This window comes from Actimicrobium antarcticum (genome assembly GCF_039536745.1).
GTDB classification, from domain to species: Bacteria; Pseudomonadota; Gammaproteobacteria; order Burkholderiales; family Burkholderiaceae_D; genus Actimicrobium; species Actimicrobium antarcticum.
Window position 1 is genome coordinate 407,651 of the sequence record NZ_BAAAZE010000005.1, and the last position, 13,741, is coordinate 421,391.

Below are 13,741 nucleotides of genomic sequence, written 5' to 3' on the forward strand. Positions count from 1 at the left end.
TTACGCTGCCTGGTTTTCTTAGATTAACTTATGGTTACAATTCCGCAAAGCAATATGCTTGGGTTGTCACTGGGGTGTTGGTTTGCGGAGGTTTGGTGGGGGAATTGGGGCGGATCATCCTGACTGTATTGTTCGGACGATCCTGACTTGTCAGCCCCAGAAACCTTTGTTCGTCATGGTCGTTGCCTGAACTTTGCTGGTGCTTTGAAAGCTGCCTACAAAATTCATTTTTTTTCCTTCTTCGAATGAGCTTTTCTGAATACTGAACAAAAAGCGCTCGCTGTAGCTGTTCTTGTTATTCAAGAGTGATTCGGCCGCGGCATCGAAGACGGCTGCCTGATTTTGATGTGTGAGCTCAGCTACCTTGCGCGACATAATGGCTAAAGCGCGGTAACGATTGATTTGCTCGGTAATATCCGGCTTCATTTCCAGATATTCAATGTGATAAATATTTGGATCGGCATTGTCAGCGGCTTCCTTGAGCAGATCTCGAACGACTTCTCGCTGTTCGTTAACTACTTCGATCCGATCTGCAGCTGCACGGCCGGGTTCTTTCGTCTCGGGATTGTACTTGACTGGGTTCTTAATTTTTGCAAAAGCATGTGACCACCTGGTCAAATTTTCGGGCTGTTTTACTTTGTCGATAAAACTTTTAGCATTGGCATGACTAATCACCATATAGGTCCGGGGTTGCAGCACTCCGTTAAGTTCGACCGTTCGAATATCTGATGTAACACCTGCCCGGAAGACTTCCGCCTCAGCCGATACCAACTCGGCAGCCGTGAAGCCCACCTTGGCCAGTGCCGGATCGTTACCTATTTCCGTGTTTTGAAGGCCCAGCGTTGCAGAAGCCTGCAATGTGCCAACGACGCTATAACCAGTGCTGATAAATCGTGATCTCAATGCACCCGTGAGTTCCTCCTGATGCTGAGTCTTGACTGTTTGCGACGTACCCGCGGTACCGCTAAGTGCTGCCCCGCCGATTCCATCAGCATGGATACCGCCAATTCCGCTGATCTGTTCTGAGATCCCGGTCGTTCGTGTACCGCTATTTTTCTTGTCAATCCATGACACTGATAATGCGGTCCCGTCCTCACCTTCGAGTAGTTGCTCCAACAAGGTTGAATTGGAGTAATTCTCGAGCATGCCATCCGGAATTGCCGTGTCCCCGCTAGGAGAGCGGCGCCCCTTCATGACTTTTTCCACCAGTTCGCTGAGGTTCTTCGTCATGGCTGCATCTCCGGCGACGCCGGCCACCTGATCCACTCTGCCGGTAATGTCACCACCAAGACGATCCAGTCGCAAGCCCACACCCTCGAACTGGTCGGCATCTGCGATGGCTTTGACATCAGCTGCCGCACTCAATCCTGCCTTGAACCCCGCACTTTTTTTACCAATCCTCCAACCGATCGATCCTCCTCCGCCAGCGCGAGTGCGCTGATCCGTTTGCACACCGAACCGTGCGAAACCACCTACAGCATTTACGCCAATGTCCATTTCTGCCACTCGTCCGAATCTGCTACTGAAACTAGCCCGGCCAGAGGCGATCAGCGCCGTACCGGCTCGACTCAACGCCGAGAAGGTGCCTTGCAAACCAAAACCAAGTGCAGCTCCGTCTGTCATTTTTATCGACGAGCCCAGGCGCATGCGCTCAATCTGGGCCTTCATGTAGTTAATCGTTCCCTGTTTGGTGTAATTTACATGTGAAATATTTTCGTTATCCATGCCATTGATCAGATGGTCGAGGGCATCAAAAAAATTAGATGGATACTCACCTGCCGGCATGTCGTTGACCTCATCCGCAGTGGGAATTGGTCGATTCTCGTCCGTTACACGCGTCAGGTTGTTCAATAACTTTACCTTCTCTAACACCGGCCTTTTAAGTCCTGCCTCTGTTGCCCAATCCCCCAGTAGTTTGGGCGTTAAGCAACTTGGTGCAAGGGCTTTCAGTTCATCGCGAATCTGTTGAAAAAATTTGAGACTTCCCGGGGGCTTGGGTACGTCGTCGCTCATATCAACGTCGAACATGGCTCCAAGAAACTTCAATCCCTCGTCCTTGAAAATTTCCTCTGGAGAGAGTGAATAGCCAGAAATATTCTCGGACTGTGGCATACCTATCCATGATCTCAGCATCACTATTTTGGCTACATTGCTGGCTGTCATTTTATTGGCTTTCGCTTCCGTCGCAGTTAATGCGCCTTCGAATCGTGTAAAGTTGAAACCCGGGTCCGTATTATTTACTTTTTTAAAATGAAGTTCGGTAGTTGTTTCTTTTTTTACCTGATCGCCGACTCCACTGAGAAATTTTTCCAGCAGACGTGACGCAAGATGCATTTTTTCTCGTTGTATCAAAGCCCCATTAGTCGCAATGTCGAAAAACAAACTATTGTTGAATGCGGACTTCCGACTCAGCTTGGAAGGCTTGAGCCAGGGGCGCAAAAGTGTTTGCGAGTCGATTGCTGCAGCAGCCTCCTTGTCACGATCGTCAACTTCAATTCCTTTGGCTTGCAAGGCGCGAGTCAGTTGTATTGAAACTTTTTCAAGCCGCTTGTTTGCCTTGTCAAACTCGGATCCCGGAGCGTTGGTATCAAATCCGTTACGAAGGGCATTTACTGCCCACGTTGATTTTGATACATTTTTTAAAACTTTCTTTTTTTCTTCGGCAGCTTTAAAAATTGTATGATTGACACGAAGAGGATCGCGATCCCATTTAGAAATTTCATCATCCCATGCAGTTTTGTAGTTTTCCAAATCAGCTGCACCCGACTCTTCACGCATGGCGTATTGTAATCCTGGCAGTGCTTTGATCAATAATGTGTTCGAGATTTTTGTGTCACCACACGTTTTTTCCACGCAATATTTAATTAAAGAAGTCGGGTCAACGTATGATTGAGATACGTCTTCGTTTGCTGCCATTAATTTACTGGCACCCTGCATGAATAAGCGCATATTGGCATCTTGCCTGATTTTTTTTCTTGCGCTATTGGTTCTTTCCAGTTGCGACAAATTTTGAGGCGTATTGTCGACCGGTGTTGCTGTAATCAATTTTAGCAAGTCGAATCCCATCTGCGTTTCCGCCAGTTTATAGGCGATCCGCCATGCCAGATCAACGTGCTCCGTATTGCCAAAGGGCGCCTTTAGACTGGCCTCAGAAGTTGCAGCAGGTCTTATAATGCTATTTTCCAGCGATAATTCCTTCATGGCATCTAGTGCTTTTACACATCGTCCTACATAAAGAAGTTTTGATGAATCTCCCTTGTAGTTATTGTCCTCATCGATTGCAACAGAAATAATGGCGAGCGATAATATTTTCATATTTTCGTCCGGACTACCAGTCATTATATTTGGATCTGCATCTTTCAGGCATTTCAAGTGTTCAAGAATGCGCTTCTCACTTTCGGCAAGTGGGCCGTTATGCGTACTAGCCGTTGCTCCAGGGATATATCTTCCTTTTGTTTTTTTGATATCTGAAATGAAAATTTGATTATTTTCATTTATTGCTTCTTCTATTTCTGTTTTAATAGATTCGGGAAGGTGCACATGTTTTGGCGTTGGAGTCTTGAATTCTATTTCAAGTGGTTCGTTGAGACCCATCGCGGTCAGTTCTTTTTTCTTGATTTCAAGATCATGTTCACTCATTGCGTATGCAGCAAGCCTTACAACCGGTTTATCGATTGTGGCTGATTTGTAATCAAAGAAGCTCAGCGTGAAATTTGTTTTAAATCCAAGGATATTGGTGACCTTCGTACTCCGTTTTAATGAAACGAGCTTCGAAATGGATACCGTACCGTGGCCCCATCCAGCAATATTCAGTTTGTTATTGGTTTTTTCAATGGCTGATTTACTGTCTGTTATCCTGTTTTTTCCCCATTGCTTAAATCGTTCAAGACGACTTGTATTTCGGGGGATTTTTCCTTTTATTTTTGCGTCTGCGCTGTTTTTCTTTGCTTTGTCACTATCGTATTTTGTTGTGCGATATTGAGTCGCTTTAGCACTTACCTGGGTTGGCAGAAGCTGAGCTTCTTGATGCTTCGTAAGCACAGGGGCCGGCTCACTCTTCAAATAGGTAATAGCTCGATCAATAAACTTTGGAAAAAATCGCATGTCCTGCTCCAGATTGAATTAACTCAAGGATCCTCATCAACCAGGTTCAGCCTGCGTTATCCTGACGATCCAACTGCGTGTTATGTGGTGATGCATAACCGCCGGTTCCATCAAAACAGCTTTTTTGCACCAAAATCGCTCTCAAGGCCATCTGTTGACCAAGCCGCTCTCCCAACAGCCCGATCCACTGGGCCCCCTGAATAAAATGCGGCGTATCGCCACCGGCCTCTTGCTGCTGATGGCGCTGACGTTCGTGCTGGCGCGCTGGTTTGAACAGGTGCATCCAGCCATCGGTTTTGTCCGGGCATTCGCCGAGGCGGCTTTGGTCGGCGCGCTGGCCGATTGGTTTGCCGTGACTGCGCTGTTCCGGCATCCGCTGGGCCTGCCGATTCCTCATACGGCAATCATTCAGAAGAACAAGGACCGGATCGGCGCCAGCATCGCGGGGTTTTTGGAACACAACTTCATGACGCACGCGGTTATCAGCAGCGAATTTGCCCGCATCGACTTCGCTGGCGCTGCGGCGCGATGGCTGGCGCAGCCGGACAACAGCCGGGCCGTGGCGTTGCAGCTGGCGGGTGGACTACCTGCGGTATTGCGGCTGGTCGACGATGACGACATCAGCAACTTCATTCATGCCCGCTTCGACAGCGTGGTGGCCCACGTGCGCTTCGCACCGCTACTGGCCGACATGCTGACGGTGCTGGTGGCCGACCGTCGTCACCAGGAGCTGTTCGATCACTTGCTGGTGATGGTGGCCGGCGCACTGGAAAAGAATCAGCCTTTCATTCGCCAGAAAATCCACGACAACAGCCCGCGCTGGATGCCGCGTGCGTTCGATGACAAGTTCTTCGAACGCCTGCTTGAGGGGTTGAACAGCGTGCTGGAAGAGATGAAGCAGCCCGACAGCGAGTGGCGTACGCGTTTTCAGGAATCCGTGGAGGAGTTGGTTGCACGTCTGCGCAGCTCGGACGCGTACGAGGAGCGTATCGCCGGGCTGGTGCGCTCGGGTTTGCAGCATCCTGTTTTTCGGAGTTACGTCGATCAGGTCTGGCACGATCTGCGTCAGCGCTTGCTGGACGATGTCGCTTGCGCCGATTCACGCATTGCCGCTGGCCTGGTGCGGGTGATCATTGCCGGCAGCGTGGCGCTGGCGGACGACGTTGCCGTACGCACCAAGCTCAATGACTGGTTACGGCAATTTGCGACCGATGCCGTTGTGCAGCGGCGTGGCACGATTGCGGCGCTGGTGGAGCGGGTGATTCGGCAGTGGGATGGCGAAACGGTGGCGCGCAAGTTCGAGCTGTATGTCGGGCGGGATTTGCAGTTCATCCGGATCAACGGGACGGTGGTCGGCGGTCTGGTCGGGGTCCTGCTGCATCTGGTATCGATGGCGCTCTAGCGGACAAGCCGGGGCCTGAACGCAAAACCATCTGCCGTCAATCCGTCCAAATCACTTACCATAAGCGCCGTCCCAACTTCCGCCCCATTCATCGGCTCCCATCATGTCCAACCGCAACGCATCCAACCCGCTCTGGAACGCCGATCTCGAACCCACCACGCCGGCCCAGCGCACCTGGACAGCCACCCACTACGCGGCCCTCTGGGTCTCGATGGCGGTCTCGGTGCCCGCTTACATGCTGGCGTCAGGTCTGATGAGCGAGGGGATGAACTGGTGGCAGGCAGTGATGACGGTTTTTCTGGGCAACCTGATCGTGCTGGTGCCGATGGTACTGGTCGGGCATGCCGGCGCGAAGCATGGCATTCCGTATCCGGTATTGGCCCGGACGGCTTTTGGCGTGCGCGGCGCGCAATTGCCGGCGGTGCTGCGGGCGATCGTTGCCTGCGGCTGGTTTGGCATCCAAACCTGGCTGGGCGGGCAGGCGATTTATACCATTTTGAATGTGGTGACCGGCAATGCGCTGCAGGGCAGTGCGCTGCCGTTGCTGGGCATTAGTGGCGGCCAGCTGTTCTGCTTTTTGCTGTTCTGGGCGCTGCATATTTACTTCATTGCCAAGGGCACCGATTCGATCCGCTGGATGGAAACCGTCGCCGCGCCACTGCTGCTGCTGTCGAGCATTGCGCTGGTCTGGTGGGCGTATGCCAAGGCGGGCGGATTCGGTCCGATGCTGACCACGCCATCGCAGTTTGATGAAGGCGGCAAACGGGCAGGGCAGTTCTGGATCGTGTTCTGGCCGTCGCTGACCGCGATGGTCGGTTACTGGGCCACGCTGGCATTGAATATCCCGGACTTCACGCGTTTTGCACGCAGCCAGCGCGATCAGATGCTGGGGCAGGCGATCGGCTTGCCGGTGCCGATGGGGTTGCTGGCGCTGGTGGCGGTGCTGGTGACGTCAGCCACGGTGGTGATTTATGGCGAGGCGATCTGGGACCCGGTGGTGTTGACCGGCAAAATGGGCGGCATCTCGGTGGTACTGGCGCTGATCGCGTTGATCATTGCGACGATCACGACCAATCTGGCGGCCAACGTGGTGTCGCCGGCGTATGACTTTTCGAATCTGGCGCCAAGCAAGATCTCGTTCAAGATGGGAGGCTACATCACGGCGGCAATCGGGCTGGCGATGTTCCCTTGGAAGATACTGGAAACCACCAAGGGCTATATTTTCACCTGGCTGATTGGCTACGGTGGTTTGCTCGGACCAGTGGCCGGGATCATGCTGGTGGATTATTTCGTGATCCGCCGTACCGAGCTGGACCACGATGCGCTTTTCGACGCCAAGGGCATCTACAGTTACCACAATGGCTGGAACTGGCGTGCGGTGATGGCGCTGGTGGCGGGCGTGCTGCCCAACCTGCCGGGCTTTCTGAAAGCGGCCGGATTCATTGCCAGTACCGCACCGGTCTTCGAGACGCTCTATACCTACGCCTGGTTCGTCGGCCTGACCATTTCTGCCGTGGTGTACTTTGCGCTGATGCGCGCAAATCCGCCTGCGGCATCACACTGAACGGAGCATTCCATGAACACCAAGGACCCGCGTTTTCCGAACCTGCATGTGCTGACCCATCCGCTGATCCAGCACAAGCTCAGCCACATGCGCGAGAAGGATACGTCGACCCGCACCTTCCGCGAATTGCTGCGCGAAATCACGCTGTTGATGGGCTATGAAATTACCCGCGACCTGCCATTGACCACGCGCACCATTGAAACACCGCTGCAGACCATGGATGCGCCAGTCATCGCCGGCCGCAAGCTGGCCGTGGTGCCGGTGCTGCGTGCCGGCATTGGCATGAGCGATGGCTTGCTGGAGTTGATCCCGTCGGCACGCGTCGGTCACATTGGTGTGTATCGCGATCCCGAGACGCTGGAGCCGGTGGAATACATGGTGCGCCTACCCGACCTGGCAGAGCGCACGTTCATTCTGTGCGATCCGATGGTCGCCACCGGAAACTCCGCAGTGCATGCCGTGAATGTGCTGAAAAAGCGCGGTGTTGCCGATGCGCAGATCCTGTTCCTCGCGCTGGTCGCTGCGCCGGAAGGCGTGCAGGTATTCCAGGATGCGCATCCGGAGGTGAAGTTGTACGTGGCATCGCTGGATTCGCATCTCAATGAGCATGCGTACATCGTGCCGGGACTGGGCGATGCGGGGGACCGGATTTTCGGGACCAAATAAGCCAGCTCGCTGCGGGTCGTGAATCAGGTACTGGTGTGTGCCGTCGTACCCTGATCGCGCCAGACGCAAATTCAAGCGCCATGCAGGGATTCGTCTCTTTCAAGCGTGGGCACCCCGGCAGCTTGCGTATGGCTTGCCTTATTTCGTAATCAGCTCCGGCGCCATGACCGCCCGCAGAAAATTGCCTGATGCGTCCTCACCCTCGCGCTGCGCAATCCACCAGACATTGCCCTTGCGGATGGCCCAGTCCTGTTCGACGCCGCTGATGAGCAACGCGGCCAGTTGTCCCAGCGATGGCTGGTGGCCAACCAGTACCACGGGTTCCCGATTGTCCGGCCAGTTGGCCGCTGCCAGCAGACTGGCCGGCGTCGCGTCCTGCGCCAATCCCTGGTGCACTTTGAATTTACGGTCCAGCGCCCGTGCGGTTTGCAGCGTACGGATCGCCGGGCTGACCAGGATCTTGCAGCCATTCGGCAGATTCTGGTCCAGCCAGCGCGCCATTCGGGATGCCTGCTTGTGTCCCTTTTGGGTTAGCACGCGATCGTCGTCGGGTTCGTCGGGTGCGCCTGCTTCGGCTTCTGCGTGACGCCACAGGATCAGGTCCATGGTCCTTACTCCCGTTCCGGTGTGCCGACCGTCTTCATCAGGTATTGCTGTGCGCTGAAACTGGCCTGCTTCGCGCGCACTTTGCGCTTGTGGTACACGCCGTCGCCATTGAGTTCCCAGGAGTGCGTGTTGTCCTTCAGGTAGGGATTGAGTCCCTCGGCAATCACCCGTTTTTTCATGGCGCGATCGAGGATGGGGAACGCCACTTCGATGCGGCGAAACAGGTTGCGATTCATCCAGTCGGCGCTCGACAGGAAGACGTCATGCGCCAGGTCGTTGCGGAAATAAAAGATCCGGCTGTGCTCCAGAAAGCGTCCGACGATCGATCGCACCCGGATGTTTTCCGACAGTCCGGCCACGCCGGGACGCAACGCACAGGCACCGCGCACGATCAGGTCGATCTTGACGCCATCGGCCGACGCCGCATACAGCGCGCGGATCACTGATTCATCCAGCAATGCATTCATCTTGGCGATGATCCGGCCAGGCCGGCCGGCGCGGGCAATTGCCGCTTCGTTGCGGATGGCGCGGATGAATTCCTTGTGCAGCGCGAACGGTGCCAGCCACAGGTGGGTCAGCTTCTTGGGTTTGGTCAGGCTGGTCAGATGGATGAAGATTTCATTGACCTCCATGGCGATCGCCGTGTTGGCAGTCAGCAGGCCGAAATCGGTATAGAGCTTGGTGGTGGTCGGGTGGTAATTGCCGGTGCCCAGATGCGCGTAGTAGCGAATCTGCCCGTCTTCGCGACGCAATACCAGCGCCAGCTTGGCGTGGGTTTTCAGGCCGACGACACCATAGACCACTTGCGCACCGGCGCGTTCGAGCCGGTCGGCCCAGTTGATATTGGCTTCTTCATCGAAGCGTGCCATCAGCTCGACGATTACGGTGACTTCCTTGCCCTGACGTGCCGCCAGGATCAGCGACTCCATCAGGTCGGAATTCATGCCGGTCCGATAAATCGTCTGTTTGATCGCCAGTACGTTTTTATCGAGTGCTGCAGTGCGGATGAATTCGACGACCGGCTGGAACGACTGGAACGGGTGATGCAGCAGCACATCCTGTTTTTTCAGATAAGCGAACAGGTCGCCGCTGGCAAGCTGTGGCGGGAAGCTGGGCGTGAATGCCGGAAAACGCAGTTCGGGAAAATTAACCAGGTCGAGCAATTCTGACAGCCGGACCATGTTCACCGGACCATCGACTGCGTACAGGCGATTTTTATCGATCCTGAATTGATCGAGCAGCAATTGCGCCAGATGCTGCGGACAATTCTTCGCCACTTCCAGACGGACGGCAACGCCGAACTGACGCACCTGCAATTCACCCTGCAGCGCCTGGCGCAGGTTCTTGACCTCTTCTTCATCGACCCACAGGTCGCTGTCCCGCGTGACGCGAAACTGCGAATACGCAATCACTTCACGGCCGGTGAACAGGTCGGTAATGTGCGCGTGGATCACCGATGACAACAGACAGAACGACGCACCGCCATTGTCCGACAACTCGTCGGGTAGCCGGATCACGCGCGGCAGTACACGGGGCGCGCGCAAGATCGCGATGGCCGTACCGCGGCCGAACGCATCTTTGCCGGACAGCTCGACAATGAAATTCAGGCTCTTGTTGACGACTTGCGGAAACGGGTGCGCCGGATCAAGTCCGATCGGCGTCAGCAGTGGCCGCACTTCACGGTCGAAGTACGCCTTGACCCAGGCGCGTTGTCGCTCGTTGCGATCCTGATCGCGCAGCAGATGGATGCCGTGTTTTGATAGTTGGGGTAGTACCTGCTGGTTCAGTACTTCGTACTGACGCTCGACGATCGCGTGGCACTCGGTGCTGGTCAGTGCCAGTGCGGCGGTGAGTGCAGGCGGCTCCTTGATGTCGCCGTCGAGGCGGCTCTTGGCCAGCAGGCTGGCGATCCGGACCTCGAAGAATTCATCGAGGTTGCTGCTGGCGATGCACAGATAGCGCAGTCGCTCCAGCAAGGGGATATGTCTGTCTTCGGCCTGCGCCAGTACGCGGCGGTTGAAGGCCAATTGTGACAATTCCCTGTTCAGCAGAATCGGACCAACTACCGGAACAGTGCTTGAAGTCGCCGCAAGTGCGGGGGAAAGTACTGGAATGGTATCGATCTTGTTGGCCTGAAGTGGAAGTGATGTCATTGATTCTATGTTGTTATTCGTGAATTTGACAGAGTGTAAAGTCGGCACGTGACAACTTAATGACATGGCCGCCGGGTCCAGATTTCTTTATGACATGCGATTTTGACGCTGTCATAAAGCTGTCACATTGGCTGGTTAGAGTTCGGGTTGTCGTTTTTGCCAACCTAGGAGTTATTCATGCAGCTGAACAAAATCCTTAAATCGATCGTTGTCGCCTCGGGCACAATACTCATCCTGTCGAACGCTGTTGCTGCAGACATGACCGGAGCCGGCGCAACCTTCCCGTATCCAATTTATTCGAAGTGGGCCGAGTCCTACAAAAAGACCACCGGCAATGGACTGAACTATCAGTCGATCGGTTCGGGTGGCGGTATCAAGCAAATCAAAGCCAAGACCGTGGACTTCGGTGCCTCCGACATGCCTCTGAAGGCCGAGGAACTCGCTACCGAAGGCCTGGTGCAATTTCCGGTCATCATGGGTGGCGTGGTTCCTATCATTAACCTCGAAGGCGTCGCCCCGGGTCAAATGAAGCTGACCGGCGATGTCCTCGCTGGCATCTATCTGGGCAAAATCACCAAATGGAACGCTCCTGAAATCGCGGCACTGAACCCTGGTGTCAAGCTTCCAGCCGAAGAAATCACGGTGATACATCGTGCAGACGGCTCGGGTACGTCATTCCTGTTCACCGACTACCTCTCGAAAGTCAATGCCGATTTCAAAACCACGGTTGGCGCAGGTACGGCAGTCAAATGGCCGCTTGGTGTCGGTGGCAAGGGCAATGAAGGCGTTGCCGCCAATGTCCAGCGTATCAAGAACTCGATTGGTTATGTCGAGTACGCCTACGCCAAGAAAAACAAGATGTCGTACACCCAGCTGAAGAACAAGGACGGCCAGTTTGTTGCGCCGGACGATGACAACTTCAAGGCGGCTGCAGCCGGTGCCGAGTGGGCCAAAACACCAGGTTTTGCCGTGGTACTGACTGACCAGGCAGGTAAGCTGAGCTGGCCGATCACGGGTGCCTCGTTCATCCTGATGCACAAGTCGCAAGCTGACGCTGTCAAAGGCAAAGAAGTCCTGAAGTTCTTTGACTATGCGTACAAGAGCGGTGGTGCCATGGCTGCGGAGCTGGACTATGTCGCCATGCCGGCGGAAGTGGTCAAGCTGGTTGAAGAATCGTGGAAGTCGCAATTGAAAGACGCCTCCGGCAAAGCAATCTGGTAAGACTGGCTTGCAGGTAGCCACATCAGTTGTAATGTCCTGACTTTCGCGTAACACGCTGCTCCCGAAGGCACTCCATCGTGCCTGTCGGGAGTTCGCATATCGAGTACTTCATCCATGAGCGCACATATTTCTTCCATGACGATACCTGTCTCCGAGCCGGATCAGAACAGCGCCGAAGCAGCGTTGGCAACAAAGCGGATGGCTTCCACGATGCGCAAGCAACGATGGCAGGATTTTCTGTTTCACAAAATTACGCTCGGCTTCGCATTCAGCGTCTTGCTGGTGCTGGTTGGCATCATCATTTCACTGGTCATCGGCGCCTGGCCGGCTTTCAAGGAATTCGGGCCGGCGTTCATTACCACGGTCGAATGGGACCCGGTGAATGACAAATACGGCGCCTTGATCGCCATCGTCGGTACCTTGTCGACGTCGTTCATTGCACTGCTGATCGCGTTTCCGTTGAGTTTCGGAATCGCCTTGTTCCTTACCGAAATTTGTCCGTCGTGGTTGCGCGGACCGCTGGGCTCGGCAGTCGAACTGCTGGCTGGCGTGCCCAGCATCATTTACGGCATGTGGGGTTTGTTTGTGTTTGCCCCGCTGTTTGCCGACTACATTCAACCTGCGCTGGCCGCAACACTGGGCAATGTGCCGGTGCTCGGTGCCCTGTTCAAAGGGCCGCAAATGGGTATCGGTATTCTGGCTGCGGGTTTGATCCTTGCCGTGATGATCATTCCGTTCATTGCCTCGGTCATGCGCGATGTATTCGAAGTGGTGCCGGCGGTTCTGAAAGAATCCGCCTACGCCCTCGGTTGTACCAAATGGGAAGTGGTCCGCAAGGTCGTGCTGCCTTACACCAAGACCGGTGTCGTCGGTGGCGTGATGCTGGGTCTGGGACGCGCACTCGGCGAGACGATGGCGGTGACCTTCGTGATCGGCAATGCGCACCACTTGTCCTGGTCGCTTTTTGCGGCAGGCAACAGTATCGCGTCGACGCTGGCCAATGAATTCGCCGAAGCCGAATCGACGTTGCATGTCTCGTCGCTGTTCGCGCTGGGACTGATCCTGTTCATGATTACGTTCGTGGTGCTGGGTGCCGCCAAGCTGATGCTGGCCAGCATGGAAAGAAAAGAGGGCAGCAAATGAGTACGTCCAATAACGCCAAGGCGATCCCTGTGCCGATGAACCCGGTATACCGCAAGCGTCTGCTGATGCATCGGGTAGGCATCGCGCTGTCGTTCCTCGCGATGGCGGTTGGTTTGTTCTTTTTGATGTGGATTCTGATCACGCTCATCATCAAGGGCTTCGGCGCGCTCAGCTTGTCGATGTTCACAGAAACCACACCGGCACCGGGTAGCGAAGGCGGCGGCCTGCTGAATCCGATTGTAGGCAGCCTGATGATGGTCGGTATTTCCACCGCGATCAGTACACCGATCGGCATTCTTGCAGGGATTTACCTGGCCGAATATGGTGAGCGCAGCTGGTTTGCCCAGGTCACGCGCTTCGTGACTGACATCATGCTGTCAGCGCCATCGATCGTGATTGGCCTGTTCATTTATGCGATCTACGTCGCCAATGTGAAGCATTTTTCAGGCTGGGCCGGGACGTTTGCCATTTCACTGATCGCGGTGCCGGTGATCGTTCGCACCACCGATAACATGCTCAAACTGGTTCCGAACAGTCTGCTCGAAGCCGCGTTTGCACTCGGCGCACCACGCTGGAAAGTAGCTACCTTCGTGCGTTTGCGTGCGGTCAAGGCGGGCGTCATGACTGGCGCCTTGCTGGCACTGGCCCGGATCGCCGGAGAGACCGCACCGCTGCTGTTTACCGCATTGAACAACCAGTTCTTCAGCGCCAACATGAACGCACCGATGGCCAATTTGCCGGTCGTGATCTACCAGTTTGCGATGAGCCCGTATGACAACTGGCGCTCGCTGGCATGGGGTGGCGCGCTGCTGGTGACCTTCACCGTGCTGGGCCTGAACATCCTGTCGCGTACCGTATTCAATCAAAAAATCAAGAGCTGAA

9 protein-coding genes are annotated in these 13,741 nt (G+C 54.9%); 6 read left to right on the plus strand and 3 right to left on the minus strand.

The genetic code is table 11. The features are described 5' to 3' along the window. Positions 1–150: 150 nt before the first annotated feature. Positions 151–4,104 carry a hypothetical protein gene (locus ABD720_RS04625; RefSeq protein ID WP_344762062.1) on the minus strand — a complete coding sequence of 1,318 codons (3,954 nt, stop codon included), beginning with the start codon at positions 4,102–4,104 and terminating at the stop codon, positions 151–153. A gap of 154 nt (positions 4,105–4,258) precedes the next feature. Between ABD720_RS04625 and ABD720_RS04630 the strand changes: the two genes are divergently transcribed. From ABD720_RS04630 to upp, 3 genes are all read left to right on the plus strand, one after another. After that, entirely contained in the window at positions 4,259–5,506 is a 1,248-nt protein-coding gene (locus tag ABD720_RS04630) for a DUF445 domain-containing protein (RefSeq protein WP_344762063.1), read from the plus strand. 103 nt (positions 5,507–5,609) lie between these two features. Further along, on the plus strand, positions 5,610–7,070 hold the full coding sequence (locus tag ABD720_RS04635; RefSeq protein ID WP_344762064.1) for an NCS1 family nucleobase:cation symporter-1: 1,461 nt from the start codon (positions 5,610–5,612) through the stop codon (positions 7,068–7,070). Positions 7,071–7,082: 12 nt separating this feature from the next. After that, positions 7,083–7,736 (plus strand): uracil phosphoribosyltransferase, encoded by a 654-nt coding sequence (gene upp, locus ABD720_RS04640; RefSeq protein WP_344762065.1) that lies wholly within the window; start codon positions 7,083–7,085, stop codon positions 7,734–7,736. Between the two features lie 138 nt (positions 7,737–7,874). On the opposite strand, the gene ABD720_RS04645 is transcribed toward upp, so the two are convergent. Both ABD720_RS04645 and ppk1 read right to left on the minus strand, forming a co-directional pair. After that, positions 7,875–8,342 (minus strand): SixA phosphatase family protein, encoded by a 468-nt coding sequence (locus tag ABD720_RS04645; protein ID WP_344762066.1) that lies wholly within the window; start codon positions 8,340–8,342, stop codon positions 7,875–7,877. 5 nt (positions 8,343–8,347) lie between these two features. Beyond that, complete coding sequence (gene ppk1 / locus ABD720_RS04650; protein WP_344762067.1) at positions 8,348–10,495, minus strand: polyphosphate kinase 1; 2,148 nt, start codon at positions 10,493–10,495, stop codon at positions 8,348–8,350. 177 nt (positions 10,496–10,672) lie between these two features. Here ppk1 and pstS point away from each other — a divergent pair, with 177 nt between their 5' ends. The 3 genes from pstS to pstA all read left to right on the plus strand — a co-directional run bounded on the left by pstS (position 10,673) and on the right by pstA (position 13,740). Beyond that, a complete protein-coding gene (gene pstS / locus ABD720_RS04655; RefSeq protein WP_344762068.1) occupies positions 10,673–11,716 on the plus strand; it encodes a phosphate ABC transporter substrate-binding protein PstS in 1,044 nt (347 codons plus the stop codon). A gap of 198 nt (positions 11,717–11,914) precedes the next feature. Beyond that, entirely contained in the window at positions 11,915–12,859 is a 945-nt protein-coding gene (pstC, locus tag ABD720_RS04660) for a phosphate ABC transporter permease subunit PstC (protein WP_425547920.1), read from the plus strand. Further along, a complete protein-coding gene (gene pstA, locus ABD720_RS04665) occupies positions 12,856–13,740 on the plus strand; it encodes a phosphate ABC transporter permease PstA (RefSeq protein WP_344762070.1) in 885 nt (294 codons plus the stop codon). The genes pstC and pstA overlap by 4 nt, the downstream gene beginning before the upstream one ends. Position 13,741 lies beyond the last annotated feature (1 nt).

Excerpts from the sequence above, each read along its gene's own strand:
- upp (WP_344762065.1), top strand. The coding sequence starts at position 7,083 with ATGAACACCAAGGACCCGCGTTTTCCGAACCTGCATGTGCTGACCCAT.
- ppk1 (WP_344762067.1), bottom strand. The coding sequence starts at position 10,495 with ATGACATCACTTCCACTTCAGGCCAACAAGATCGATACCATTCCAGTA.
- ABD720_RS04645 (WP_344762066.1), bottom strand. The coding sequence starts at position 8,342 with ATGGACCTGATCCTGTGGCGTCACGCAGAAGCCGAAGCAGGCGCACCC.
- pstA (WP_344762070.1), top strand. The coding sequence starts at position 12,856 with ATGAGTACGTCCAATAACGCCAAGGCGATCCCTGTGCCGATGAACCCG.
- ABD720_RS04635 (WP_344762064.1), top strand. The coding sequence starts at position 5,610 with ATGTCCAACCGCAACGCATCCAACCCGCTCTGGAACGCCGATCTCGAA.
- ABD720_RS04625 (WP_344762062.1), bottom strand. The coding sequence starts at position 4,104 with ATGCGATTTTTTCCAAAGTTTATTGATCGAGCTATTACCTATTTGAAG.
- pstS (WP_344762068.1), top strand. The coding sequence starts at position 10,673 with ATGCAGCTGAACAAAATCCTTAAATCGATCGTTGTCGCCTCGGGCACA.
- pstC (WP_425547920.1), top strand. The coding sequence starts at position 11,915 with ATGGCTTCCACGATGCGCAAGCAACGATGGCAGGATTTTCTGTTTCAC.